18 protein-coding genes and 3 pseudogenes are annotated in these 26,459 nt (G+C 44.4%); 13 read left to right on the forward strand and 8 right to left on the reverse strand.

The genetic code is table 11. The features are described from left to right. Positions 1–56: 56 nt before the first annotated feature. Together DS891_RS14735 and DS891_RS14740 are read right to left on the reverse strand one after the other, a co-directional pair. Positions 57–1,382 carry a PAS domain-containing sensor histidine kinase gene (locus tag DS891_RS14735; protein ID WP_174170174.1) on the reverse strand — a complete coding sequence of 442 codons (1,326 nt, stop codon included), beginning with the start codon at positions 1,380–1,382 and terminating at the stop codon, positions 57–59. Between the two features lie 11 nt (positions 1,383–1,393). Continuing rightward, a complete protein-coding gene (locus DS891_RS14740) occupies positions 1,394–2,806 on the reverse strand; it encodes a sigma-54 dependent transcriptional regulator (protein ID WP_174170175.1) in 1,413 nt (470 codons plus the stop codon). Positions 2,807–3,055: 249 nt separating this feature from the next. Here DS891_RS14740 and DS891_RS14745 point away from each other — a divergent pair, with 249 nt between their 5' ends. The 6 genes from DS891_RS14745 (at position 3,056) to DS891_RS14770 (ending at position 11,028) form a co-directional block, all read left to right on the forward strand. Continuing rightward, positions 3,056–4,309: an efflux RND transporter periplasmic adaptor subunit gene (locus tag DS891_RS14745; RefSeq protein WP_174170176.1), complete on the forward strand. Its 1,254-nt coding sequence runs from the start codon at positions 3,056–3,058 to the stop codon at positions 4,307–4,309. A gap of 10 nt (positions 4,310–4,319) precedes the next feature. Further along, positions 4,320–5,027: an ABC transporter ATP-binding protein gene (locus DS891_RS14750; protein ID WP_102057788.1), complete on the forward strand. Its 708-nt coding sequence runs from the start codon at positions 4,320–4,322 to the stop codon at positions 5,025–5,027. A 2-nt stretch (positions 5,028–5,029) separates the two neighbouring features. Continuing rightward, on the forward strand, positions 5,030–7,426 hold the full coding sequence (locus DS891_RS14755) for an ABC transporter permease (protein WP_174170177.1): 2,397 nt from the start codon (positions 5,030–5,032) through the stop codon (positions 7,424–7,426). A 103-nt stretch (positions 7,427–7,529) separates the two neighbouring features. Beyond that, positions 7,530–8,876, forward strand: a complete 1,347-nt coding sequence (locus DS891_RS14760; protein WP_174170178.1) for a 3-deoxy-D-manno-octulosonic acid transferase — start codon at positions 7,530–7,532, stop codon at positions 8,874–8,876. 2 nt (positions 8,877–8,878) lie between these two features. Continuing rightward, positions 8,879–9,907, forward strand: a complete 1,029-nt coding sequence (locus tag DS891_RS14765; RefSeq protein ID WP_174170179.1) for a glycosyltransferase family 9 protein — start codon at positions 8,879–8,881, stop codon at positions 9,905–9,907. Continuing rightward, positions 9,904–11,028: a glycosyltransferase gene (locus DS891_RS14770; protein WP_174170180.1), complete on the forward strand. Its 1,125-nt coding sequence runs from the start codon at positions 9,904–9,906 to the stop codon at positions 11,026–11,028. Before DS891_RS14765 ends, DS891_RS14770 begins: the two co-directional genes overlap by 4 nt. Before the next feature lie 53 nt (positions 11,029–11,081). Here DS891_RS14770 and DS891_RS14775 read toward each other — a convergent pair whose 3' ends face one another. Next, complete coding sequence (locus tag DS891_RS14775; protein ID WP_254605885.1) at positions 11,082–11,441, reverse strand: transposase; 360 nt, start codon at positions 11,439–11,441, stop codon at positions 11,082–11,084. Between the two features lie 204 nt (positions 11,442–11,645). Here DS891_RS14775 and DS891_RS14780 point away from each other — a divergent pair, with 204 nt between their 5' ends. Continuing rightward, entirely contained in the window at positions 11,646–11,966 is a 321-nt protein-coding gene (locus DS891_RS14780; protein ID WP_174170181.1) for a DUF6482 family protein, read from the forward strand. Between the two features lie 64 nt (positions 11,967–12,030). On the opposite strand, the gene DS891_RS14785 is transcribed toward DS891_RS14780, so the two are convergent. Further along, the gene (locus tag DS891_RS14785) at positions 12,031–13,953 is read right to left on the reverse strand and encodes a PKD domain-containing protein (protein ID WP_174170182.1); all 1,923 of its coding nucleotides are present in this window, start codon (positions 13,951–13,953) and stop codon (positions 12,031–12,033) included. Positions 13,954–14,102: 149 nt separating this feature from the next. Between DS891_RS14785 and DS891_RS14790 the strand changes: the two genes are divergently transcribed. Together DS891_RS14790 and glmS are read left to right on the forward strand one after the other, a co-directional pair. Continuing rightward, on the forward strand, positions 14,103–14,885 hold the full coding sequence (locus DS891_RS14790) for a DeoR/GlpR family DNA-binding transcription regulator (protein ID WP_069021135.1): 783 nt from the start codon (positions 14,103–14,105) through the stop codon (positions 14,883–14,885). Between the two features lie 10 nt (positions 14,886–14,895). Continuing rightward, a complete protein-coding gene (gene glmS / locus DS891_RS14795) occupies positions 14,896–16,716 on the forward strand; it encodes a glutamine--fructose-6-phosphate transaminase (isomerizing) (RefSeq protein ID WP_174170183.1) in 1,821 nt (606 codons plus the stop codon). A gap of 229 nt (positions 16,717–16,945) precedes the next feature. On the opposite strand, the gene DS891_RS14800 is transcribed toward glmS, so the two are convergent. Further along, on the reverse strand, positions 16,946–17,095 hold the full coding sequence (locus DS891_RS14800; RefSeq protein WP_174170184.1) for a hypothetical protein: 150 nt from the start codon (positions 17,093–17,095) through the stop codon (positions 16,946–16,948). Between the two features lie 321 nt (positions 17,096–17,416). Between DS891_RS14800 and DS891_RS14805 the strand changes: the two genes are divergently transcribed. From DS891_RS14805 to DS891_RS14815, 3 genes are read left to right on the forward strand one after another with little or no spacing between them, the layout of a single operon-like run. Beyond that, positions 17,417–18,244, forward strand: a complete 828-nt coding sequence (locus DS891_RS14805; protein ID WP_174170185.1) for a TnsA endonuclease C-terminal domain-containing protein — start codon at positions 17,417–17,419, stop codon at positions 18,242–18,244. After that, a complete protein-coding gene (locus DS891_RS14810; protein ID WP_174170186.1) occupies positions 18,228–20,312 on the forward strand; it encodes a Mu transposase C-terminal domain-containing protein in 2,085 nt (694 codons plus the stop codon). The genes DS891_RS14805 and DS891_RS14810 overlap by 17 nt, the downstream gene beginning before the upstream one ends. After that, the gene (locus DS891_RS14815) at positions 20,309–21,817 is read left to right on the forward strand and encodes an ATP-binding protein (RefSeq protein ID WP_254605887.1); all 1,509 of its coding nucleotides are present in this window, start codon (positions 20,309–20,311) and stop codon (positions 21,815–21,817) included. Before DS891_RS14810 ends, DS891_RS14815 begins: the two co-directional genes overlap by 4 nt. Before the next feature lie 609 nt (positions 21,818–22,426). Here the strand turns inward: DS891_RS14815 and DS891_RS14820 are convergent. Continuing rightward, a pseudogene (locus DS891_RS14820) lies at positions 22,427–23,308 on the reverse strand (transposase); the annotation flags it as partial. A 469-nt stretch (positions 23,309–23,777) separates the two neighbouring features. Here DS891_RS14820 and DS891_RS14825 point away from each other — a divergent pair. Beyond that, the gene (locus tag DS891_RS14825) at positions 23,778–24,674 is read left to right on the forward strand and encodes a PD40 domain-containing protein (protein WP_174170187.1); all 897 of its coding nucleotides are present in this window, start codon (positions 23,778–23,780) and stop codon (positions 24,672–24,674) included. A gap of 261 nt (positions 24,675–24,935) precedes the next feature. Here the strand turns inward: DS891_RS14825 and DS891_RS14830 are convergent. Together DS891_RS14830 and DS891_RS14835 are read right to left on the reverse strand one after the other, a co-directional pair. Further along, positions 24,936–25,115, reverse strand: a pseudogene (locus DS891_RS14830) (transposase); the annotation flags it as partial. 663 nt (positions 25,116–25,778) lie between these two features. After that, positions 25,779–26,279 (reverse strand): annotated as a pseudogene (locus tag DS891_RS14835) (transposase); the annotation flags it as partial. Positions 26,280–26,459: the final 180 nt, after the last annotated feature.

Raw genomic sequence — 26,459 nt, forward strand, 5'->3', positions numbered from 1 at the left:
AGGGCTCCCATATTACCAAACGAATATGTTTTGCTTCACCTAGATTGCGTTGATTACTAACCAAATACGCATCTGAAGCATGCGCCTTGTTCGCGCCTAAGATAAATTAAGTCGCCGCCATGATTAATCATAATTTGTCTTGAGAGGCTTAAGCCGATCCCCGAGCCTTGTTGTTTAGTGGTAAAAAACGGCACGAAAATCATGTCAATGACATGTTCTGCGATGCCGGGCCCATTATCGCTTATTTCTATATAGTGCTGGCCTGCGTTATTGGCTCCGGTCTTTAATACCACTTGGCGGGTGTTTCGCTGATCTTCTTCATTGCGCTGCTGCACCGCTTCTATGGCATTTTTGGTTAAGTTAATAAGTACTTGCTCAATTTGAGCCGTGTCTAACATCACCAGTTGGGAGTGGCTAACATCAATCTGTAAGTCTATGTTCGCTTGATGACAGCTTTGTTGATGTAACTGATAGATGCCCTCTACCAGCGGCGCAAGCTGGGCAGGTTGCAGCGCTGGGCTGGGTAAATTACTCACCGTTCTAAAACGGGCGATAAAAGCGCCCAGATACTCAGTGCGTTTTGCCAGTGTTTGCAACGCTAAGGCGAGGTCTTGTTTATCTTCTTCATCGTCAAAACTCAATGTGTCGGGCAAGAGTCCCCCACAGGTTTGTGCAATGGATGCCAGAGGTGTAATAGAGTTAGCTACCTCGTGCGTAAGCACTTTGGTGAGGCGTTTATAGGCTTGCTGCTCTTTGTTTTGTAATGCATCACGAATGGATTGTAAGGTGACAATTTTACGAATTTGCCCTTGGATCTGCGCTGATGTTATTTGTATAGACAAGTTATCTTGTTGCTCGCCATATTGCCAATTTGCTATCGTTTTCAAGCTCTTATCGCATTCATTAACCAGTGGTGCGATATCTTCTAAATCTTTGCTGTGATTAATGGGTTTACCGAGTAGGCGGGTTACCGCTGGGTTTGATTCAATAACCTTCCCCTCGCTGTCGAACACCAAAACCGCTAAGTCGATATGCACTAGCAAGGTTTGTAAAAAGTGAGCTTGCTGCTCGGCGCTCAACCGCGCGCTTTGGATCCGCGTTTTGATCTCTTCTAAGTGTTGCCGCATTGGGTGATGTTGGCTTAGTCCCAAGGAGCTATCGCCATTGGCTAAAGACTTAAGTACAAAACCCATGTGCTTGTTTTGCTTGTTAAATTGAAAGTATAAGGTTGAAATAAACGTGATGGTAATAAGGGTGATCAACAGCCAAGTTGCCGAAAAGCCACCTTGTATATACAAATATAGCGAGAGCCCACTGGAAATTACTAGACCAATGATAGTAAAGAAAAAAACAAGGATGGGATGGTGAGCAACGCGTGTCATTTCTTTTCTTCCTACAAATCGTACTTTTCTAAGCGACGATACATTGCCCCTCGGGTTAACCCGAGCGCTTTGGCTGCGTTTGAGACATTGCCTTGATAATGCTTGAGCGCTGCACGCACCGTATGTTGTTCAATTTCTTCAAGGTTGAAAGTGCCTTCAAAAGTGAGTGTATTGGTGTCCGAGGTATCTTCCATACTTGCTTGTGCCGCCGTGGGATTAGTGCCAATCACGGTACTGATATCCAAAAACTCGGTTTCACTTAAGATCACCGCACGTTCGATAGCATGTGCGAGCTCTCTGACATTACCGGGCCACGGGTAGGTTTGTAGACATTGCATGTCGCTGCTATTTACCTCAAGCTGCCTTTTATACTTGTGGCAAAAGTGTTCAAGGTAGTAGTTTACGAGCAGTGGAATATCATCGACACGCTCGCGAAGCGGTGGCAGACGGATCTCTATGGTATTGATCCGATATAATAAATCTTGCCTAAAACGACCTTCATCAACCGCTTGTTGCAGATTATCGTTGGTGGCACAGATAAGGCGTATGTCCACTGAAATAGGCTTATTGCCGCCTACAGGAGTGACTTGTCGATTTTGTAGCGCTGCAAGTAGCGTTGTTTGTTGGCCCATCGGCAGGTTGCCCAATTCGTCCAAAAACAAGCTCCCCTCGTGTGCGAGTTCAAAGCGACCGACCTTATCGCTTTTCGCATCGGTAAACGCCCCTTTTTTATGACCAAACAATTCGCTTTCAAACAAATTTTCGGAGATAGCACCCATGTCTAGGCTGATAAAGGTATTGTCGCGACGCATACTCGCCTGATGAATGGCGTGGGCGGCAAGCTCTTTGCCCGTGCCACTTTCGCCGGTGATCAAAATGTTGGCATCGGTGAGTGCCGCGCGTTCGATGGTACTAAATACCTTTTGCATGGCCGAGCTTTGGCCTAAAAAAGCAAATTGATGGCTACCACTGGATTGATTGAGTGCCTGATTTAACCCTTGCGTCTGACGAGTGAGCTTACCAACCTGTTGTTTGTCTTTGGCATGCGCAAATGCGGCGGCAACCGCACCGAGTAGTTGGTCGTTTTGCCAAGGCTTAGCGATAAAGTCGGCGGCGCCTGCTTTTATCGCGTCAACGGCAAGCTGAATGTCACCATAGGCGGTCATTAACAACACCACGATGCTTGGGTCTTGCTCGACAATTTTCTTTAACCAATAGAAGCCCTCTTTGCCACTAATAGCATCTTGGCTGAAGTTCATGTCGAGCAAGATCACATCTATTTGCTGCGATGTAATCTGCGCTTCTATATCAAAGGGGTTATCTGTGGTGATGATGGTTTGGTAATGCTTTTTTAGCAAAAGCTTTGCTGCAATTAATATATCGCTGTTGTCGTCGACAATTAATATGGTGCCTTCCTGCTTCATATCCTGATCGCTTTATTTTTCTTTTAGCGTACCGCAATCATTTAGATCTCGTCTACGAAAAGTGTTCATTTATGGACACTTTGTTATTTTTGATGTGTTCTATTTCCGGACACTTATTATTCTTAGAATATAAGGGTAAATGCCTAACATTTTGTAATTTATAATAAAATCAAGCTTGGCACGGTGCTTGATATTAGTCATACATATTCGATAAAACGATTTAACCGACTAACAACAAGAGGCGTGATTATGGATAAGAAAATAGAGCGTTCAGGATTGCAAAAACATCTTAAAAAAGCGGTGGCTGGTGGTGTACTTCTGAGCATTGCAGCAGCGGCACTGGCATTCAATAACACTGCCTCTTCAGGTCGAAGTCAAAATCTCGCGCTGAGTAGCCTCACGGTGAGTACCGTAAGCAAAGGGGCGTTTGTGGACGCATTAAGCTTACGTGGTCAAGTCGTACCAAAAACCACGATTTACTTAGATACCATCGCCGGTGGTCAAGTGGAAGAGCGCTTGGTGGAGCAGGGTGAGTTTGTTGAAGCGGGTCAGCCATTAGTGAGACTGAGCAATACCAGTTTACAGCTAGACGTGATGAGTCGCGAAGCACAAGTAACAGAGCAGCTTAACTTCCTAAGAAACACCCAAATGACGATGGAAACCAGTCGCCTTAATTTACGCCGTGACTTGCTGGAAATTGACTTACAAATTAGCCATTTGGAACGTCGTTATAAGCAATCCAGGCCACTCGTTGAAAAAGGTGTGCTGGCAACCGACAGATTGTCTGAAATCGAAGACGATTTACAGTATTACAAGGCCCGAAAGGAGCTGACGTTAGAGCGCCAAGCGCAGGAAAATTCAATTCGTAAAGTGCAAGTAGAACAGCTAGAAGACAGTGCTGAGATGTTACAGAAGAACTTGCAATTTGCCCGTCAAAATCTCGAAAACCTACTGATCAAAGCGCCGGTATCGGGTTACTTGAGTGAGCTGGATGTTGAAATCGGTGAGTCAAAGAGTAAAGGGGCACGGTTAGGCCAAATTGACATTCCGAATGAATACAAGTTGGTTGTCCGCCTTGATGAGTTTTATTTAAATCAAGTACAACCGGATATGGCAGTGAATGTGATGTTAGACAGTGGCTTAGTCAGTGCCAAGGTGAGCAAAATTGATAGCCGTGTAACGCAATCACAATTTCAGGTTGAAGTGGCATTACCAAGCGGCCAAAGCGACATTAAACGCGGCCAAAGCATAGATGTAGAACTGATGCTTGGCGGTAACAAAGAAAATGCCTTATTGCTAAAACGCGGTGCCTTCTTTACTAGCTCTGGCGGTAACTGGGTATACGTGTTGGCAAGTGATGGCAAAACCGCCGAGCGTCGTGACATTCGCTTAGGTAAAAAGAATCAAGATTATTACGAAGTGTTAGATGGCTTATCACAAGGTGAGCAAGTGATCACCTCAAGCTATAGCAACTTCGACAAAGCGCAACAACTCAATTTCTAAGGATATAACAATGATAAAACTAACTAACCTAAACCGTGTATTTTGTACTCAAGACGTTGAAACGACTGCGCTAAACGATATTAACCTAACTGTTAATGAAGGTGAGTTTGTCGCCATCATGGGCCCGTCTGGGTGTGGTAAGTCGACTTTATTGTCCATTCTTGGGATGTTGGATTCACCGTCATCTGGGCAGTTTGAGTTTGCGGGCACTGACATCGCGGGCTATAGCGAAAAGCAGCTCTCACAACTACGTAAAGCGTCAATTGGTTTTGTATTTCAAAGTTTTAACCTGATTGATGAGCTGACTGTGTTTGAAAATGTCGAGCTACCGCTGCAATACCAAAATATCTCAAAAAGTGAACGTAAGCAGCGTGTAGAGCAGATTTTAAAACGCGTTGCCATCGACCACCGTGCTGATCACCTACCGCAGCAACTTTCTGGTGGTCAGCAGCAGCGTGTGGCGGTTGCAAGAGCGCTGGTTATTAACCCTAAACTTATCTTAGCGGATGAGCCAACGGGTAACTTGGACTCCAAAAACGGCGAAGAAGTCATGGCGATGTTACGCGAGCTAAACCGCGAAGGCACAACCGTGATCATGGTAACGCACTCAGAAAAAGAGGGGTCATACGCGGATAGACTTGTACGCCTTCTCGATGGCCAAGTGATGTTAGACAAAGCCAACACGGTGGTGCAACCACAAAAATCAGAGGTGGCATAACGATGATAGTGAATTATCTAATAACGGCATTGCGTGCTTTTAAGCAGCAAAAACAGCATTTTATTTTAAATGTACTTGGGCTTAGTGTGGGCTTAGCCGCAGCAATTTTGGTCGCACTGTTTGCAAAAAATGAACTATCTTACGATAGCCAGCAACCTCATGCTGAGCGTGTGTATCGAATTGCACAAGACTATTCGCAATTAGGGCTTGGGGTCGTTCCTATTTTTAATTACATCAATGGCACTCGAGCACTTGAATATAGCCAAGTTGAAGAGGTTTTTGCGCTGACGATGGTGGAGTTTACTCGCGAAGCTGAAGTAGATGTGACAGTAAAAAATCAAGGTTTTAAACTGAATGACCTTTATGGCGCAACTGCAAATATCGAGAATTTTATCGATATGGAAACGGTGGCAGGTAGTCTAAGTCGCGCCATGAGTGTACCGAATAGCATTGCATTGAGTAGTTCAGAAGCTCAGCGTATTTTTGGTCGCACAAACGTGGTTGGCGAGACTCTACAGCATAAAAACGGCCAATATACGGTAGGTGCAGTATTTACAGATTTACCTGAAAACACGCATTTTGGCTTTAAAAACCTAGTGTCTGTAGAGCATGATCCAGTCAATACGGATATAACTTCTAGTTATGTTTATTTAAGATTGGCGCCGCAAACAGATGTTATTGCTTTGGAAAGCATACTGACTGAGAAATATTATTTCGGTGATTTTAAGGGTCGCTTATCGCTGCAATTACACCCCTTAACGGAGCTTCACTTTACTGCAAAGTCGCCGTTTGAAATGAAAGTGGGTGGTGCGAAACAAGTGGTGATGATCTGTGTTGGTTTAAGCGTGCTGCTGATCCTTATCGCTGGCTTTAACTTTATTAATATGACGGTTGCACAGTCGACCAAACGTGCAAAAGAAGTGGGTGTACGCAAGGCACTTGGTGCCAGCAAGTCGCAATTAGTTGCACAGTTTTTATCTGAGTCTGTACTCGTGTCATTGCTTGCAATGACAATAGCCTGTGTTTTGGTCGAGCTACTATTGCCAAGTTTCAACAATCTAGTTGGCCGTGAATTAAGTATTGATTATGCATCTATGTTTAGTGTCGTAGTAGTCGCGGTTGCCGTCATCGTGGGTTTGTTGGCGGGTCTCTATCCTGCATTTTTTATCTCATCTTTTAGTGCTAAACGCGTACTAAGCGGAGATTTACAGCGTGGGAGTACCGCGATTTGGGTGCGCAAAAGTCTTTTAACTGTACAAGCAGCACTTGCGGTTGGGTTAATTATTGCTTCGATAACGCTACAGTACCAGTTGGCACATTTGCAAAATTTACCGCTTGGTTACGAAACCACACAGCGTTTGGTGGTCTCAGAAGTGCCCGTTAAAGCGGCTTTTACAAAAGCGCCAACGTCATTAGTTAAACAGTTCGCGGCGATTGAGGGCGTTGAACATATCAGTGTGATAGATACGCAGCTGACTCGCTCGATTAATAACACCCTAGTACCAACGTGGCCAAATGGTGAACAGTCGCAATCCTTAACGCCAGTTATTGGTACAAGCTACGAGGTAGTCAAAGGATTAGGGTTAACGCTACTTGCAGGTCGAGACTTTAGCCGAGAGTTTGCCGGTGATTGGTCAAATCGAGTTAACGGCGTAACCACAATAGGCACCATTATTACCGAGTCAGTCGCCAAGCAAGCTGGCTACAGTAATGTTGCAGATATTATTGGCAAAACTATCAAAGATACTGGCCGTAACGTAGAGATGCGAGTGGTTGGCGTCGTCGCTGACGTCAAAGTGGGGAATGCACAAGAAGCGAGTTCTAATATTATGTTTTTATTGGGGTTTACTTATTTTAATCCAACATCTGAAGTAATCTTAACGATTAACTCGCAGTATTTAGCACAGATTCGACAAGACTTGATTAGTGTGTTGGCAAAAACCGCAAACGTGTATGAACCAGAGATCAACCTACTTTCAGATAGTTATAGGGCGGTACTTAGTGGTGATGAGCGTATCTCTAAGGTAGTACTTATCTTCACCGCGCTAGCTGTATTCTTAACCTGTTTAGGCACTTTTGGATTGGCATCCTTTGCAACGGTTCGCCGTCAAAAAGAAGTAGCTGTACGCAAAGTCTTGGGGGCATCACGGCTAAGCATTGTGAATATCTTAGCAAAAGAGTTCCTGATTTTGGTGGGAGTCAGTATCGCCATTGCTTATCCGGTAACTTATTGGCTCGTTGGTGATTGGCTTGCAAACTTTAATGACCGCATTGAGCAAGCAATGTGGGTTTATGGCGCAGCAGCCTTGGTGGTTGCCGGTATCACTTGGTTGACTGTGGCGACCCTTGCCTTTAAAGCCGCGAGTACGCGTCCGTCGCTGATCTTGCGATATGAATAGGGCTTAGTTTGTGAATAACAGCAGGATGCAGTTGCTGTCAATTTAGTGTCAAAAACCATAGTTACACTGGGGTTAATTCAGGCTTGAATAACAAGGTGTAGCTATGGCTAAGGTTAAGACAACCTCTCGTCTTCGTAGAAGATCAGCTAATTCACTTTGGATTGGTGTTTATAACAGTATCCTGTTGTTGTGTTTACCTTTGATTGCGCTGATCTTATTAAAAAAATGGCTACGTAAACCGGGTTATAAAAGGCACTTTTTACAACGCTTAGGTGTCTACGATTGTAAACGTTTACCCGCCTGTATTCATTTACATGGCGTCTCCGTTGGCGAATGCGCCGCCATTGCTAAACTTATTCCTGAGCTGCGTAAACAGCATCCTCATTTACCCATTGTTTTTACTTGTACCACGGTTGCGGGTTCCAACTATATTGAGCGCAACTGGGGGGAGCAAGTCATTCACACTTATTTGCCACTGGACTTTCAATTGACAGTTGGTGCGTTCTTGACGCATTTTAATCCGGTATTGACCATGTCGGTTGAGATGGAGTGGTGGCCGAACCTTATTCGCCAGTCGCGCAACCAAGGCAGTCGAGTGATGCTGGTAAATGCCCGCATGACCGACAGATCAAAAAATCGTTATGCCAACATGTTAGGTCTTTTTACCTTTATGGTGTCAAAGGTGCATAAAATTCTGCCGCAAAGTGAGCTAAGTTATCAAGCTTTTCGCGAGTTGGGTGTACCACCAGAAAAACTGATGATGTGCGGTAATATCAAGTACGATTGGCCAGAGCTTAAACATGCCGACCCAACGCAAAAACCCTCTCAGTTGACATGGATTGCGGGGAGCACGCATGACACTGAAGAAATAGCGGTGGTCGCAGCGCACAAACAGTTGTTACAGCAAAATCCAGCAGCTCAGCTAATTATCGCACCGCGTCATCCTGAAAGATTTGATGAGGTATGGCAGCAGCTGCAAGCAAGCGGGCTGAGCTGTCAGCGTTACTCGCACGCGCCAACACTAACGGCAAATACGCAAGTGTATCTGCTCGATACGATGGGCAAACTATTTGCGTTTTATCGTGATGCCCACGTTGCCTTTATCGGTGGCTCGTTAGTTAAGCTCGGTGGTCATAATCCTGCCGAAGCCATTGTCCAAGGGGCTGCCGTCGTAATGGGAAGTAGTCGACGAAATTGTGAAGATATATGTGCGCCGCTGAGTCAAGCCGGTGCACTTGTTGAGGGTAACGAACCACAGCAAATAGCTAAAGAAGTCATCGGCTTTTGGCAAAATAGTGCTGCAACAGTACAACAAATACAGGCTGGGCAAGCTGCTATCGCAAAGCATAATGGCGCACTACACAAAACCACATTGCAAGTTTTATATCAGTTAAAACAAGCGCAACGGCCAGTCCATAGTACCCGATTACATCCAATGGTGATCAGATAACAATGCAATACAACAATATCCTTATTGTCCGACTCAGTGCCATTGGTGACATCGTGATGGCGTCAGGTCTTATTTCTGCACTAAAGGCACGTTACCCAGAAGCAAAACTGAGCTGGTTAGCAGAGCCTGCTGGCGCGACCTTGCTACAACAAAATCCATTGCTAGATGAGGTGATCCTGTGGCCTCGCAATGAGTGGCAAAAAGTGCGAAAAGCAAAAGGGATCATAGCGCTACTTAAGCTAGTTAATAGCTTTAAAAAGCAGTTGGCTAGTCGACAATTTGACTTAGTGCTCGAGGCCCAAGGACTCCTTAAAAGTGGCGTGCTAGCTTGGCTTAGCGGCGCTCAATATAAGGTTGGGATCAATAGTCGCGAGGGCAGTCAGTGGCTTATGAATAAGGTAGTGACCTCGCCTTGGTCTGCTGATATCAGCTCGGAATACAGAGCTGCAGCGAAATTTTTTGGTGCGCCAGAAACGGCATTTCAATACTCGCTCATTGCCTCGAAAGAGACACAGCAACACACAAAAGCACTGCTATTGGAGCATACGCAAGGTCAACCTTATGTGGTGTTTTGTCCGTTTACAACGAGAGCACAGAAACACTGGGTAGATGGGCATTGGCGTGAGTTGTATAAACAAGTAAATCAGTCTATTTGTGCGCATATTATTATATTGGGTGGACCAAGTGATATCGCTCATAGCGAGCGCTTAGAAAAACAGATGCCAGGGATCATTAATCTAACTGGGAAAACGACATTGCTTGAGTGCAGCGAGATCATTCGGGGGGCAAAAGGTGTGATTGGCGTTGATACTGGACTGACTCACATGGCGATGGCGCATCATACCCCGGTTATTGCATTGTTTGGTTCAACCTTACCGTATGAAAACACCTTCAATCCAAATGGTCGCGTGTTGAGCGATAAACTTGCTTGCTCACCATGCAAACGCCGGCCAACCTGTGAGGCTCGTTTTGATTGTATGGTGGGGCTCACGCCACAAAGAGTGTCGAGCGCACTGGGAGAAGTGCTATGAAAGTTCTGCATATTGAAGCGGGTCGTCACTTATATGGCGGCGCACAACAAGTGGTGTATTTAACCCAAGCGTTACAGCAAAAGGGCATTGAGAACGTACTGGTTTGCCCGCCTAATAGTGAAATGATTGCAGCCGTTGATAAGCAAGTTGTTGTGGAGCCTGTGAAAATAGCAGGCGATCTCGATGTCATGCAATGGCTGCGTTTACGAAAGACTATTGCCCATCATCGGCCTGATTGTGTTCATATTCACAGCCGTCGAGGGGTTGATACTTGGGGATTACTTGCCGCGAAGTCGCTTAATGTTCCTGTTATTTTATCGAGACGAGTCGACAATACCGAGCCACGCTGGTGGTCAAAATTAAAATACCCAGCCTACGATAAAGTTATCGCTATCTCAGAGGGGATCCGCCAAGTATTACTCTCACAAGGTGTTGCCTCTGAGCAAGTAAAGTTAGTCCACAGTGCCGTCGATACCGAGCGCTTTGCACCAAATAGTGCGGAGCGGCAATGGCTGCTTGATGAGTTTGAACTACCACAAAATGCCTTGGTTGTGGCTAATTTTGCGCAACTGATAGAGCGCAAAGGGCAGGATGTGATCATGCGTGCAGCCAAACAACTCATTGCTGAGCATCCTAATTTACGTGTATTACTGTTTGGCCGAGGGCCAAAGCTGCAACAGTATCAAGCGCGTATAGATGAGCTGGGGCTGCAAAAAATTGTCCAACTGGTGGGATTTCGACAAGACGTAGCGCGTATTTTACCGGCGGTTGATATAGTTGCACATCCAGCATCGATGGAAGGGCTAGGTGTCGCGTTATTACAAAGTAGCGCATCTGGCGTGCCTGTTGTGGGCTTTGCTGCTGGTGGCATTCCCGAAGCGGTTGCGCACAATGAAACCGGATTACTTGCTCCGATTGGTAATCAAGCTCAGTTTACTCAAGATCTTAATCGCTTATTGAAGGACCCGATTTTACGAGAGCAAATGGGCCGTAAAGGTCGCGCTAAAATGTGCAGTGAATTTGCCATTGAGGTGATGGCGGAAGGTAACTTGTCGGTGTATCTAAGCGTGTTAACTGAGTTGGGAAGAGACCCTTTAACCAGCCAATCACAGAAAGTGTGAGTTCCAATAAAGGTAATCACCAATGCGGCTTACTAGCTTGGTTCTTAGTGGGTTTACAGCAATATGCTGGGCAATGGTATGCCTATCTTCTGTGGATCTGAGCTGATGATAGTAATACGCGCTTTGCCAAATTCTGTGTTTAGCAGGTAAGCTGTTCTGCCTTTTAATTCTCCAACAACCTTACCAAGTTGCGTATTTCCAAGCGTCAGTAAGCCATGAAAGTGATCTGGCATTAACACCCATGTTTGCCAGCGGCACTCAAACTTTTGTTGATTATGTGAGATAGATTGGCAAAACAATCGTGCCAGCTGATAATCCGTAAAATAGAGCGTGCGTTTATGGCAGTTAAACGTAATGAAGTATTCTGCGTACGGGATTGATATCCTGCCTTTTCTCAGGTTATTCCAGCTCATGTGCATGCCTTGCAATTGAGAGATAAGTTTTAAAGATAAGTCCTTCGATTAAATCTATCGAGGTACACCTCGACCTACGTGATGGATGGTAGGTCGTGATTTATCACGACAATAGGTTTGCGACAAAACATTCATGACTATCAAGGTGAACCAAACACGCACAAGGGTCGTTTAATTATTAATCGGTTAAACGAGGAGAGCATTATGCTTGCTGCCACACTCAAAGAAAAAATCACTAATAAAGAACTCCATGCCATCGTGCTTAGCTACGCGGATTCAAATCACTATCTTGCGGGTGGTCAAGATAGTGATGGGAACTTGCATATCTTAATGCATGCCGAAGGTAAACTAACGCCGTTTAACTCGCTGCGAGAGGCCGAGACAAAGCTGGCGGAACTCGGCGCAACTCAAGCCTACCTCAGAGTTGAGTCCGCCTATGATGAAATTGGTCCAGAGGACTCTTCGGGAACGCATATCAGCAATATGGAGATCCGTCACTTAGCTCCATCCGACATAACCGTTTAAACAAAAAGGCTTAAGCGCCCACAAGTGAGCGCTTAAGCCTTAAAAGTCAACGAGTAGAGATCTCTTATTCTACTGAAAGTGTTATCGTTTTAGTTGCAACGGAAGCGGACTTTTCATCTACAACACTTAAACTTACCTGATAGTCGCCTGATGCTAGAGGAGTGAATTGTAGGTTCGAGTCATGAGCTGTGGTACTGTCAATCACTTCGCCTGATGGAGCAACCACCTTCCAAAAATAGGTCAAATTGCCTGCATTGCTGTCGCTATCCATAACCGTTGGAGTTATCCAAAGCGCTGCATCTGTTTTCAGTACTCCTTGATAGTCCAGCGCCGTAATTACTGGAGCACTATTTTGAGCAGCACTTACTTTGATGAATGCCGCGACGACTAGTTCAACCTTGCCATCAGACACGATGCATTTCAGCACATAGTTACCAGCTTCATCGAAGGTAATAGACGCGCGATTATCAGCATTATTGACCACTGCAGTGCTATTCTCAGGCTTCGTTTCAAGTGACCAGCGATAAGTGAGCGGATCGCCGTCTTTATCTTCTGCGGATACCACAAAGGCTTTGGTTTCCCCTTCCGTAGCTGTAGACATTTGTGGACTCATAGACGCTGTGGGCCCATAGTTTTCAGGGTGAACCTTTATCATGCCATTGGCGGTTTGGCTTAGCTCACCGTTACTTACCTCCACAAAATAACGGTAACTTCCCTCTCCGTGAGGCGTAAAAATCACCGTATCGGTATCTTCATTCGTAACGGAATAGGTCAAATCGGCTTCAAATGGCTCAAACGTCCAACTAAAGGAGAGTGGTCTGACACTTGTATCTTTACTTCGCTTGGCACTAAGCTTGATGGCTTCATTGATTTTGGTTGACTCTGGCACGTCGACGAATACAAGCGGTTTGTTTGCTTCGCCTAATTTGGCCGTTAAGGTATGGGTTGCCTCACTTAAACGACCCTGTCTGTCTTTAAGGCTAAAGCGGATTTTATATTGCCCTGCCTTATCTAATTGAAGCGAGGTGAGAAATCCATTTGGTGTTGCCATTGCGGCTTGGCTGCCGCTCGGTTTGCTGTCAAAACTCCAAAGCGGTGTTACAGCGCCTTGATACTGACTACCATCGCTTTTCAGCTCAACAAAAGTCATTGAGCTTAATGTAACCTCTGAAGGCGCTGAAATAACCGCTTTAAGAGCTGGCTGGTTATCTATAACGATGACTTTTTCTGATTTGCTATGTGACGATTTACCATCATAAACGGTTAAAGTAATGGTGTATTCACCCGCAAATTTAGAGGCGAAAGAGGCAAGGTTATTGTTAGGGCTTACCAATGTGTATTCATCAACATTAGCAGGTGCAGTAACTTGCCATTTATAACTGAGATTATCGCCGTCTGAGTCTGAGCTGTTGCTCGCATCTAACTGTAGATGCTCGTTGATGGCAATTGCCTGTTTGGTGAGTGTGAAGTCGGCGACAGGAGGTGTGTTCACACTTGGTGTAGTTTTTTCTTTTATACGGATCTCAAACTGTGTTGTCGATTCGTTACTACCTGACTTGATTGTTAGCCCTACAATGTAACTACCTGCAACGTCAGCGGTAAAGTGCGTTTGCTTAGCGTTGGGGTTAGAAAACTGAGCGTTACTGCCTTGGGGTTTGGCTTGCCACTGCCATGTTATTTCGGCATTTTCAGGGATCGTACTTCCCGTAGTGCTAAGCTGAATGACGTTGCCAGTCTCCCCAAAGGCACTTGCCTGAATTTTAGCGACTGGCTTAGTCGTGGTATCCGTTCCAGAATCTGTATTATCGTTATTTGAGTCTGTGTTGCTGTTATTTGAATCTGTGCTGCCGTTATTTGAATCCGTGTTGCCATTATTTCCATTTTTGCCGCTATCTTGATTGACTGGTGTAGTGTCACCGCCTGAACTGCCGCATCCTGCTAGTAATAGTGAACAACAAAGCATTGATGTTATTAAGTTTTTGTTCATTTAATTATCCTTTTAAGTACCTCAATCCGGAAATGTATCCTGATGTTCATAATATTTCCAGTTAAAATTTGTTCAGTGCAAAATTTAACTTGTTTAGGTTTTGAAGTTTCGACTATAATCGCCTTAAATTTCGAAACGAAACTTATTTGATGACTAAACGAAACACTCAACAGCGCAGACATACCATTCTTTCATGGGTGAATGAATACGGTGAAGTAAGCGTAGAATCACTCGCCGCTGAGTTTGAAACGTCAGAAGTTACGATTCGTAAGGATTTAACGGCACTAGAAAAAAGCGGCCTGTTACTACGCCGCTATGGCGGTGCGATAGCTCTTCCTAAGGAGATCACCGCATCAGGTAAAGACGAGCAAGACTCGGTACGTAAAACGGCCATTGCCAAAGCGGCCGCCGAGCTGATTAAAGATCACAATCGCATCATTATCGATAGCGGCAGAACCACTGAAACCCTAATTCCGGAGCTTGCACAAAAGCGCGGCTTAGTCGTGATGACCAATGCGATGAATATCGCTAATCGATTGTTATCACTGGAGAATGAGCCAACCTTATTGATGACCGGCGGGACATGGGATCCGCACTCAGAATCCTTTCAAGGGCAAGTAGCAGAGCAAGTACTACAATCCTATGACTTTGATCAGCTTTTTATTGGTGCCGATGGCATTGATGTAGAGCGCGGCACAACCACATTCAACGAATTAATTGGGCTGAGCCGTGTGATGGCAAAGTCAGCCCGTGAAGTGATTGTGATGGTCGAATCCGACAAGATTGGCCGTAAAATTCCAAATTTAGAAATACCTTGGGCACAGATCACCACTTTGATCACCGACAACAACTTGGCCGATGACCTCCGCCAAGCGATCGAAGCGCGTGGCATACAACTTGTCTGTGCTGAACTACACACAACGTGCAAATAATGGAGAGATTATGTGTGGAATCGTAGGCGCTGTTGCTGAGCGTCCAGTAAACAAAATTCTTATCGAAGGCCTAAAACGCCTTGAATACCGTGGTTATGACTCTGCGGGTGTCGCACTTTGCGAAGGCGGCGCACTCAACAGCGTGAAAGCCGTAGGTAAAGTGGTGAACCTAGAGTCAGCCCTTGAAAATGCCGAAGTAAAAGGTACTACCGGTATCGCGCACACGCGCTGGGCAACACACGGCGGCGTAACAGAAGCTAACGCGCACCCGCATATTTCTAACAGCGAAATTGCGCTGGTACACAACGGCATTATTGAAAACCACGAAGGTTTGCGCGCGGCATTAAAAGAAGACGGTTACGAGTTTTTATCTGACACCGACACCGAAGTGATGGTGCACCTGATCCATCAACTCAGACAGCAACACACTACATTACTCGCTGCCGTGCAAGCAGCGGTAAAACAGCTCGAAGGTGCATACGGTACGGTATTATTTGATAAAGCCAATCAAGATGAAATCATTGTGGCACGCTCCGGCAGCCCACTGGTGATCGGTCTTGGCCTTGGTGAAAACTTTATTGCCTCTGATCAACTCGCGCTATTACCAGTAACTCGCAGCTTTATCTTCCTAGAAGAAGGCGATGTAGCACGCATTACTCGCGAAACGGTAGAAATCTTCGACATTAACGGCAATCCTGTAGAGCGCGAAGTGGTTGAGTCTAACATCACGCAAGATGTGTCGGGCAAAGGCGAATACCGCCACTACATGCTAAAAGAAATCTACGAGCAGCCAATGGCCGTACGTAACACACTTGAAGGCCGTTTAGACAACGATCGCGTTAGCATCGACGCATTTGGCGACAAAGCCAATGAAATCTTTAAAGATGTAAAACACGTACAGATCATCGCATGTGGTACGTCTTACCACTCAGGCATGGTGGCACGCTACTGGCTGGAGCAATTTGCAGGCGTAAGCTGTAACGTTGAAATCGCCTCAGAGTTTCGCTACCGCGACTCATTCGTTCACGAAAACAGCCTACTGGTAACCATTTCACAATCGGGCGAAACCGCAGACACGCTCGCGGCACTGCGTCTTGCCAAAGAGCAAGGCTATATGGCGTCGATGACCATCTGTAACGTACCAGGCTCATCGCTAGTACGTGAGTCAGATCTTGCCTTTATGACCAAAGCAGGCGCAGAAATCGGTGTGGCATCAACAAAAGCCTTTACGACCCAATTAGTTGGCTTATTGATGCTAACGGCATCGATCGCGCAGGAAAAAGGCCGTGACCAAAGTGCAATCGTCAACGCCATTAAAACCCTGCCAACCAAGCTTGAAGAAACCCTAAGCATGGCTGACGGCATTGAGTTACTGGCAGAAGAATTCGCCGACAAACATCACTCATTGTTCTTAGGTCGTGGTTCACAATACCCAATCGCAATGGAAGGTGCACTTAAGCTTAAAGAGATCTCCTACATCCACGCCGAAGCCTATGCGGCAGGCGAGCTAAAACACGGCCCACTAGCGCTTATCGACGCAGATATGCCTATCATCGTCGTTGCACCAAACAACGAGCTGCTTGAAAAGCTCAAATCAAACGTTGAAGAAGTACGCGCACGCGGCGGTATCATCTATGTATTTGCGGACAAAGACTCAAACTTTGCCTCAGACGACACCATGCGAGTAATGAACGTCAACCACGTAGAAAACATCATCGCCCCAGTGGTTTACACCATCCCACTACAGCTACTTTCATATTATGTAGCCGTAATCAAAGGCACCGATGTTGACCAACCGAGAAATCTGGCAAAGAGTGTAACGGTAGAATAAGAAAAGGCGCGCAAGCGCCTTTTGTGTAGGTGAACAATAAAGTTTCACCCCATACAATAAAGTATCATCCCAAACAATAAAGTTTCATACTATATTAAGTTATGTTTGAGCGCCAAAACTCTTAGTGAGGATAAAGACGCTTCTACATTTTAATTTTATTTTTTATGCCAGTTTATGCGGTTAGGCTCCGCTGTGCAGATTTTTTATAGAGGTCCTTTAGCCTCTTAGATTAAGTATTAAGCTTCTTTTTAATACGATTAATCCAGTAGTAGGCGAAAGCTCCTTTGCCTACTAGCCCAACCAATGTAGTTAGGACTTTAAGTGTCAGAGCTGGCTCAATAGTGACCGCCAGTTGAAGCACCAAATAGATCTCTATCATAGGTTTTTCCTGATGTTTGTATAGCGAGTTGCCAACACATTCACCAGAGAGTGAATTTCAGTAAGTTGGTGGTTTACCTCCTTGTTGGATTACTGCTGTATGTACCTTTTTTGTCGGTTAAGCTCTAAAATCAAGGCACGTAAATCAAGAATAAAAAGTACTACAATATTGAGAGTAAAAGAAATAAATATTCTATCCTGACAATGTATTTGTGATTTTTTATGTACAAATGAGGTTGCTTTCAAGTGCATGTATAAATTAATTTGCATCACACTTTCACTCTAGCTATGCTGAAATTTCAATCAGTTATAGCGGTATATTATGTCTAGGAAGATTGGCCATACTGAGGCGCAATATCGTAAGTGGATTAAAGAGGGACGCGGTACTGGCGAGTATCAGGATTACAAGCCGTGGTTAACGGTTTATGATGCGCCATCCGATGGCCGTGTACACCGAGTCTTTGGTTATAAGTCCAAACGAACACACCATTTATTATCCGATCTTGAACTATACATGTTCTATTTGCTCGAGTGGCGGGAAGATGTGCTTCAAGTCAAAGAGCAGTTTCCGCTTGAGCGTGAGATAACTCTAGAGCTAGCTGAATCTGCTGGCATCAAACATCCAAATGTTCGAGGTATTGACCAATACTTATCAAGTGACTTTCTTGTTGAAACAACCTCGCGAGATCTCCCCTATTTTGCGTTACAAGCCAAGTATGTCAGCGCTTTTGAAGAACAGAGAAAGATAGAAATACTTGAGTTGGAGAAACGCTTTTGGCATGAAAAGCAGATCCCTTGGCAAATAGTCACTGAGCAAGAGATCCCAAAAGTCGTTAAAGCGAATGTTGAATGGATTTACCCACTACAAGGTGAGCATGAAGAAGCACCAGACTCAGCCATTGAGCAAGCCAGATTCTATGCTGATTACTTTGTAAAGCACCCAACCAAAACCCTCATAAACGCCTGCAAAGAGATAGATACCGCCTATGGGCTAGACTTAGGAGAGTCGTTGTTTGAGATAAGAGCTTTGCTGGCTGACCGTTACTTTACCTTTGATATTTTTACGCCAGTTCAAAAGCTACAAGTTGGTCATCTTAAACTAGGTAACGTTGAGCAAATTCAGGAGGTGTTTCGTGTTTCAAATCAATGAAGTATTGCAATACGAACAAACCTTGTATCGCATTTTAATGGTATTTGATTATTACGTGCTTTGGATAAAAGTGCACGATGACAAAGCCTTTCCTGAACTTGTTGAAATAACTGAGTTAGAACAGGGTTTTCAAGATGAAGTGCTCAAACGTGCAGCCGACCCTTATAGCGATATCGCTACTGTTATTCCAGAAGCAGGTTCTACTGCTCAGTTAAAACGTGATGAAAACTACGCCGTAATCAAGCCATTGGTAGAACTTGAGAACTGCTACGAACCGAAAGCGCGTGGCAAAGTGGTTAACCAAATAATGACTGAGACAGGCAAAACCAAACAGTCTATTTATCGTTTTGCCCGTAGATACTGGCAACGTGGTCAGATCCCCAACGCATTATTACCCGATTATAAAAACTCAGGTGCCAAGGGCCAAAAGCGTCGAGCTACAACAAAGTTAGGGCGACCGCGCAAATACATGCCAGGCACTGGTGCTTTAATTGATGATTTCGCAGAGAAACTTTTTCGCATAGCGATTGAACGACACATATTAACTGACAAAGGTAAATCATTTAGATATGCGCACAACAGACTCAAAGATATTTATGAGCAGTACTTTCCTGATTTACCCGAAGAAGAATTGCCAACACTCAGGCAAATGGAGCATTTCTACAAACGTGAGTATCGCCAAGTAGACAAAATTGAAGCACAAGCGGGTGAGATAAAGCGGAAAAAAGATATACGACCGCTAACTGGTACCGCTGCCGCAGATGTTTTGGGCCCAGGTATGCGGTATGAAATTGACGCTACAATCGCAGATATCTATTTAGTGTCTGATTCTCAAAGAAGCAATATCGTCGGTCGCCCAGTGATTTACATGGTTATTGATGTATTTAGTCGCATGGTGGCTGGGTTTTATATTGGTTTTGAAAACCCTTCATATGCCGCTGCTATTCAGGCAATACATATGGCCACGACGGACAAATCAGACTACTGCCGTCAATTTGGTTTTGACGTAACCCCACAGCAGTGGCCGTGTATTGGCTTACCTTCAGCATTGTTGGCTGACAGAGGTGAGTTAATGGGCCATCAAATTGAGTGTCTTGAAAAGGGCTTTGGTGTTCGCGTTGAAAATACGCCACCATATAGAAGCGAGGCAAAAGGGGTTGTCGAACGAGCGTTTCTCACCTTTCAACAAGCATTCAAACCGTTTGCACCTGGTGTGGTCACTGGCACCAAAATTAAAAAGCAAGGTGATAGAGATTACCGCTTAGATGCCAAGCTTACGATCCAAGAGTTTACTCGAATCATCTTAGCTTCTGTACTTTATCACAATCAATATCACGTGATTGAAGACTATGATAAAGCCCCTGATATGCCAACGGACTTACCAAATAACCCTCTGGCGATATGGAATTGGGGCTTGCAGAATCGCACTGGTCGGTTGAAAAAGCCAGCTGCTGAGCATCTTCGTGTGGCATTGATGCCAAGAACTCGGGCAACGATATCTGATTCGGGGGCCTGTATATTTGGCGTGTATTACACCAGCGCTGAGCTTTTAAAGTCGGGCTGGATGCATCGGGGTAAGGAAGTGAAACGCCCTAAAAGTGTGGAAGTTGCCTATGATTTAGCAACGGCAGACTACATCTACATTTATCTCGGTCCTAACAGCAATGACTATTTTGTGTGTCAGTTGGCAACACGCTCAAGACAGTTTTCAGGTGCGAGTTTTTGGGATGTATGGCAGCAAAATGATGAGTTAAAACAGACTCATGCTGATGCAAAACTAGTAGCCGATGAGCAAAAGCGAGCCTTGGAGCGGCAAGTGATAGAGGTGGTTAAGCAGGCAGAAAAGGCCGCGCCAAAACACATTGGTTTGTCGGATGCGGAGCGTATTCGCAATATTCGAGACAACCGAGCAGAAGAAAAAGCCAAAGAACGTAAAGAACGCGCCTATAAACCAGTGGACATCGACACGAGTAAATCAGCGCAAGTACATTATCTCTCCGAGCCAGATGACGATTTGGACTTTCCAGACTTTTCAGATCAGTTGTTTAAGGAGGATGACGACGTATGATTTTACCCTCTAACATCTTCCGCGCGGTGTATCTGGAGTCTGAGATAGAGCGTTACAAAGGCAACCCGTTTATTGAAGCGCTACCGAGAGTGAGCAAAATAGAAGAGCTGAAAACTAAGCTGGAGGGTAAAGTAAAATACAACCCTGCGGCGGGTTATTTAGACGCGAGGCAGCGTGCTCACGAGTTATGTGGTTTGCTTGATGACTTCTTTCAACCTTTGTCGATGCATGTAGCGCTTGAGGAAAAAATAGCGTTGATGATACGCGGAGGCTATGTTGCCAGAAATATTGCAACTGGCCAGCTCCAACAGCATCTACAAAATGGCTACGAACGCTTGATGACGGGCGACATTAGCAGTTTTCGTTTTGCCGAAGCGCCCTCTACGGCACGTTGCTTGTCACTTATTGGTTGCTCTAGATGTGGTAAAAGCTCCAGTGTGCTGCGAATATTGGCCACCTACCCACAAACGATTTATCACGAAAAATATAATACATACCAGCTCACTTATTTACGTATAGAGTGCCCAGTGGATGGGTCGTTAAAAAGCCTCTGCTTAAATTTCTTTCAGGAGGTCGATAAACATCTGCACACGGACCTTACTGAAAGGTATGGGCGCAAGCGTTATAGTACTGAGGTACTACTGTCATTTATGGGACAAGTCGCCAACCAATATGCCATTGGTGTATTAGTAATTGATGAAATACAGCGTTTAGGCCGCAAACAAAAAGAAGGGCAAGAACGCATGCTCGAGTTTTTTGTGGCTTTGGTGAATATTATTGGCGTGCCGGTGATTTTAGTTGGTACCCCCAAAGCAAGACCCATATTCGAGCTAGAGTTACAATCAGCAAGGCGCAGTACTGGCATTGGCTCTATGGTGTGGGAACCCCTGCCACAGCACAAAAATAGAATCGATACAGCAACGGGTAAACCAAAACCCACAGAGTGGCGATTGTTGACCGACAAGCTTTGGCAGTATCAGTGGCTTATTCACCGCGATGAACCGCTCACCGAAGAGATCCGCAATACTTGGTTTGAGCTATCACAAGGTGTATTAGATATTGTGGTTAAGTTATTTGTGCTTGCACAACTACGCGCCATTATTACTGGCGTTGAACGGCTATCTTCAAGACTATTTATGAAGGTATATGAATCCGAATTACAGCCGATCCATCCAATGATTGAAGCGCTCAAGTCTGGTAAAGCTAAGAGCATTGCCAAGTATTCAGACTTAAAATACAAAGAGATTGATAAGCGGTTGTTGGAACTCAGTCAGCAGATCTCCGAAGTTACCGCTGCTAAGTCAGACACATTCCCTTTTGCGAGCGACTCAGAGGCCATGAGGCTTTATAACCTTTTGCTAGGCATGGGGTGTGAATCAGAGTTATTGGTGCCATTAGTACAAAAAGCCATTAAAGATCATCCAAACCTACAGGTAAGAGCGCTTATTCCACTCGTTCTTGAATGGTATGAGCAAGCCCCAGATGAAGTGGAGCAGCAGCACTGACACCCACGATTATTTACTCACGATGGTTATGGCAGTTTCGACTTAGAATTATACGGGGCAGCAGCACTGACACCCACGATTATTTGCTTACCATGGTTATGGTAGTTTCGACTTAGCATTGTGCAAGGTTGTTCATTATTCGTATCAAAAGCGCTTCTAAAATAAGGTAGCTGTTGGTGTTTGCTCATTTTTCGACACTAAAACTAGTGTATCACGCACGACAAGGGCGCTGTAATTTGCACAGCTTGAGGGGTTATCGCTAAAGGCGTTATTTGGTTAAGCTAGCAAGCGTTCACAATTTGCTAGATTTGTGCGCCGTCGTTTTTTAAGGGTTCCACAATAAGCTGTGAGTACTTGCTCTCGACCCACCGCGCCGTGGAAAACCCGAGAAAATTGTGTAGTGAGCTTCATCCAGTTATCAGGTTCGATGTTTAGTCGAGACAGAATAGGTTGAGACTCAAAGATGGCACCGCTTTTGTCGGTGCGAATACATTGACCGGTAAGCTCAACTAATTCTATATAAAACTTGAGTTCAAAAGGCAGCCCTTTTGGCATATGTTTTCGGGGGCTTCCTGCAAACCGTAATAGGCTTTTTGGTTGTTTCCCTNCCACCGCGCCGTGGAAAACCCGAGAAAATTGTGTAGTGAGCTTCATCCAGTTATCAGGTTCGATGTTTAGTCGAGACAGAATAGGTTGAGACTCAAAGATGGCACCGCTTTTGTCGGTGCGAATACATTGACCGGTAAGCTCAACTAATTCTATATAAAACTTGAGTTCAAAAGGCAGCCCTTTTGGCATATGTTTTCGGGGGCTTCCTGCAAACCGTAATAGGCTTTTTGGTTGTTTCCCTTGCCTTGTATGGTCGATACGCTTTTTGATACTGGTAAAGTCAGAGGTTTCAGGTGTTGGGGCTAATTTAGCTCGAATAGGGTTTAAGTCAACGTATGCCATACAAGCGGTTAATGCTGCTTCATCCAACAAGGGCTGAGATTTAAATCGTCCTTCCCAGAACCGGCCTGTACACTCATCCTCTTTATTTGCTCTACGGGCAATATCCTCGTTGAGTACCCGCATAAACCAACTAATATCAGCCAGTCTTTGTCTGTATTTGGAAGTATATTCACTGAGTATCAACTGCTCCGACTCGCTTAGAGGCTCTTCCTCGATAAACTTCCAAGTTACCCAATTACCTTTAAACAGCTTGTGCCAGCGTATTACAACGGCTTTATCTGATAAGCGCTTGGCCTTTTTATCATCAACGTGCAGAACAAGGTGAGTGTGGTTACTCATCACCGCATAAGCACAGACGTCGATACAGAAAACAGCTGCCAATATCAGGAGCTTTTCTTCAACCCAATCACGGCGATGTTCATAGGACTTTCCGGTCAATTTATCTTCACCGCATAAAAACGCGCGCCTCACGCAACGGGAGATACAGTGGTAGTATTTGGTGTCGGTTAAGCTGATTTGATTTTTACGGGCAGTAGCCATCCTTTGTTTTCCTCAATCCTTTGAGTGCAGAATTAGAGCGTAGACGACTTTTAAAAAAGGCACAAATTAGTGGTGGGTGTCTTTGGTTTACTTGGTGGGTGTCTTTGGTTTATCTTTGGTTTACTTGTTCAACTTCTACAGGCTTATATGCCCTCAAAATCAAGATACTAAAGGCGCATTCAGCGCCTTTTTTATAACGGTTCAAATTAATCCGTCTTAAAAATCTCATAACTCATTTCCCCTTATGGGTTTCTGAAGTTTGCATTCTAAAAGCCAAAGCAGAAAACTTATTTATTAAATACAATTTCTTACTAGATATTTTTCTATTTATTTAAATCGTAAGTTTGTGGTACTACGCACTTAAAAAGACAGTATGAGTAACAATCAGGCACAATTCATCAAGACGTCAGGTTTCTTGTATTTGAACTGCTAATGTCAGTGGTTCTTAAATCACCATTAAGGACAAACCATGAAGTCGAATTTAGCTTTACTCACCCTATTATTTTTAAATCTCAGCGGTTGCTCTATGAATCATGCTGAAGATAAAACCAATGTAAAAGAAAGTATGTATTTTGGTGAGCTGCCACCGGGTTTAGTGCCGAAGATCTTTGAGCCTAAAATAGTTTCACCAAACGGGGAGTTTGAAAGCGGTACATTCACGCCAGATATGCAGTCTTTTTACTTCACCAAAGCGATAGGCGAAGACAAAAAGCGAGGTTTCTTTGTTATCCATAAAGAAAATAATCAGTGGGGAAAGGCGTCAGAAACAGATCTACATTGGCCGCAGTTTTCTTATGATGGTAACAAAATGTTTATCGGTAAAATGTATCGAGAGCGCGAAGGGGGTGGTTGGTCTGAGCCTAAAAGCCCAGGCGCGTTCATAGAACATATGGCTCATGGACGATCGGTTTCTGCAAGTGGCACTTATTACTTTACCGGATATAAAAAGCGAGGTGTTGTTGGCGCTTTGTATTACTCTCGACTTATCAACGGGCAGTATGAAGAGCCCATAAAGCTAAGAGACGATATGAATCAAGGAGAGTATATTGCTGGTTCTATGATAGCGCCTGATGAGTCATATTTGATTTGGAGTGTGCAACGAGCAGAGGGTTTTGGCCAATCTGATCTCTATATTAGTTTTAAAGAGCAAGATGGTACTTGGTCGAAGGTTATAAATATGGGGACAGCAATTAATACAGAAAAACAGGAAAGCTCCCCTCAATTATCACCTGATGGAAAATATTTTTTCTTTAATCGAGGTGATTGGCATGTGAATGGAAGCGGCAAACGTGTTTATGAAGGAAAACAATATTGGGTTGATATTCAACTGATAAAAAACTTAAAACTAAAAAGTGAGTTTACTTAATTATCTTATGTTTACAAACAAAGGCGCGTTTGGCGTCTTTTGACTAATATCTATAGGACACGTAACTGTTCAACGAGTATGCTTATTTACGAGTTACATGGTAAGCAACCAAGCTACAAACTGTTTTGCTTCAACAGCATTGCTAAGGCTTACTTTTCTGAAATCAGCATGATCTTTATAAACAACATTTTGTTTGTTTACAGAGATCGATGAAATCGGTGGGGTGGCTTCTATGTCAGGGGCGGAGCATACTTTGATTACTTATAAGCCAAAGAACACCTGTGCCCTAAATTTGTCGTTCCAGCCAGCTGTTTTCAATTTGCTGCGTTGACTCGGTAAGCCGCATTCACACTGCTTGAGCATATTCATTACAAAGCGCCTGAATAGGGCCATATTTTCCACCGCACCATCGAGACAAATTCTTGATGAATCCTCTTTAAAGGGGGTTATAAAGACACCCATAATTATTTGTCATCAAAGCTGCACTATCCATACACAACCTAATACGATTTGCATTGGCTTAACCGAAAAACGAAAATGATTTCTGTCCAGCAAACAATACTGACAGCCACTACTATTTGCTTACCATGGTTATGGCAGTTTCGACTTAGCTTTGTACAAGGTTGTTCATTATTCGTATCAAAAGCGCTTCTAAAATAAGGTAGTTGTTGGTGTTTGCTTATTTTTCGACACTAAAACTAGTGTATCACGCACGACAAGGGCGCTGTAATTTGCACAGCTTGAGGGGGTATCGCTAAAGGCGTTATTTGGTTAAGCCAGCAAACGTGCACAATTTGCTAGATTTGTGCGCCGTCGTTTTTTAAGGGTTCCACAATAAGCTGTGAGTACTTGTTCTCGACCCACCGCGCCGTGGAAAACCCGAGAAAATTGTGTAGTGAGCTTCATCCAGTTATCAGGTTCGATGTTTAGTCGAGACAGAATAGGTTGAGACTCAAAGATGGCACCGCTTTTGTCGGTGCGAATACATTGACCGGTAAGCTCAACTAATTCTATATAAAACTTGAGTTCAAAAGGCAGCCCTTTTGGCATATGTTTTCGGGGGCTTCCTGCAAACCGTAATAGGCTTTTTGGTTGTTTCCCTNCCACCGCGCCGTGGAAAACCCGAGAAAATTGTGTAGTGAGCTTCATCCAGTTATCAGGTTCGATGTTTAGTCGAGACAGAATAGGTTGAGACTCAAAGATGGCACCGCTTTTGTCGGTGCGAATACATTGACCGGTAAGCTCAACTAATTCTATATAAAACTTGAGTTCAAAAGGCAGCCCTTTTGGCATATGTTTTCGGGGGCTTCCTGCAAACCGTAATAGGCTTTTTGGTTGTTTCCCTTGCCTTGCATGGTCGATACGCTTTTTGATACTGGTAAAGTCAGAGGTTTCAAGTGTTGGGGCTAATTTAGCTCGAATAGGGTTTAAGTCAACGTATGCCATACAAGCGGTTAATGCTGCTTCGTCCAACAAGGGCTGAGATTTAAATCGTCCTTCCCAGAACCGGCCTGTACACTCATCCTCTTTATTTGCTCTACGGGCAATATCCTCGTTGAGTACCCGCATAAACCAACTAATATCAGCCAGTCTTTGTCTGTATTTGGTAACATATTCACTGAGTATCAACAGAGGAGCAGCACTGACATCCACAGTTATCTGCTCACCATGGTTATGACAGTTTCGACTTAGCATTGTACTAAATTGTTCATTATTCGTATAAAAAGCGCTTCTAAAATAAGGTAGCTGTTGGTGTTTACGTATTTCTCGACACTAAAACTAGTG

Origin of the sequence: Pseudoalteromonas sp. JC28 (genome assembly GCF_013319255.1) — a bacterium.
In the GTDB taxonomy this organism is placed as follows: domain Bacteria; phylum Pseudomonadota; class Gammaproteobacteria; order Enterobacterales; family Alteromonadaceae; genus Pseudoalteromonas.

Excerpts from the sequence above, each read along its gene's own strand:
- DS891_RS14735 (WP_174170174.1), bottom strand. The coding sequence starts at position 1,382 with ATGACACGCGTTGCTCACCATCCCATCCTTGTTTTTTTCTTTACTATC.
- DS891_RS14740 (WP_174170175.1), bottom strand. The coding sequence starts at position 2,806 with ATGAAGCAGGAAGGCACCATATTAATTGTCGACGACAACAGCGATATA.
- DS891_RS14745 (WP_174170176.1), top strand. The coding sequence starts at position 3,056 with ATGGATAAGAAAATAGAGCGTTCAGGATTGCAAAAACATCTTAAAAAA.
- DS891_RS14750 (WP_102057788.1), top strand. The coding sequence starts at position 4,320 with ATGATAAAACTAACTAACCTAAACCGTGTATTTTGTACTCAAGACGTT.
- DS891_RS14755 (WP_174170177.1), top strand. The coding sequence starts at position 5,030 with ATGATAGTGAATTATCTAATAACGGCATTGCGTGCTTTTAAGCAGCAA.
- DS891_RS14760 (WP_174170178.1), top strand. The coding sequence starts at position 7,530 with ATGGCTAAGGTTAAGACAACCTCTCGTCTTCGTAGAAGATCAGCTAAT.
- DS891_RS14765 (WP_174170179.1), top strand. The coding sequence starts at position 8,879 with ATGCAATACAACAATATCCTTATTGTCCGACTCAGTGCCATTGGTGAC.
- DS891_RS14770 (WP_174170180.1), top strand. The coding sequence starts at position 9,904 with ATGAAAGTTCTGCATATTGAAGCGGGTCGTCACTTATATGGCGGCGCA.
- DS891_RS14775 (WP_254605885.1), bottom strand. The coding sequence starts at position 11,441 with ATGAGCTGGAATAACCTGAGAAAAGGCAGGATATCAATCCCGTACGCA.
- DS891_RS14780 (WP_174170181.1), top strand. The coding sequence starts at position 11,646 with ATGCTTGCTGCCACACTCAAAGAAAAAATCACTAATAAAGAACTCCAT.
- DS891_RS14785 (WP_174170182.1), bottom strand. The coding sequence starts at position 13,953 with ATGAACAAAAACTTAATAACATCAATGCTTTGTTGTTCACTATTACTA.
- DS891_RS14790 (WP_069021135.1), top strand. The coding sequence starts at position 14,103 with ATGACTAAACGAAACACTCAACAGCGCAGACATACCATTCTTTCATGG.
- glmS (WP_174170183.1), top strand. The coding sequence starts at position 14,896 with ATGTGTGGAATCGTAGGCGCTGTTGCTGAGCGTCCAGTAAACAAAATT.
- DS891_RS14800 (WP_174170184.1), bottom strand. The coding sequence starts at position 17,095 with ATGATAGAGATCTATTTGGTGCTTCAACTGGCGGTCACTATTGAGCCA.
- DS891_RS14805 (WP_174170185.1), top strand. The coding sequence starts at position 17,417 with ATGTCTAGGAAGATTGGCCATACTGAGGCGCAATATCGTAAGTGGATT.
- DS891_RS14815 (WP_254605887.1), top strand. The coding sequence starts at position 20,309 with ATGATTTTACCCTCTAACATCTTCCGCGCGGTGTATCTGGAGTCTGAG.
- DS891_RS14825 (WP_174170187.1), top strand. The coding sequence starts at position 23,778 with ATGAAGTCGAATTTAGCTTTACTCACCCTATTATTTTTAAATCTCAGC.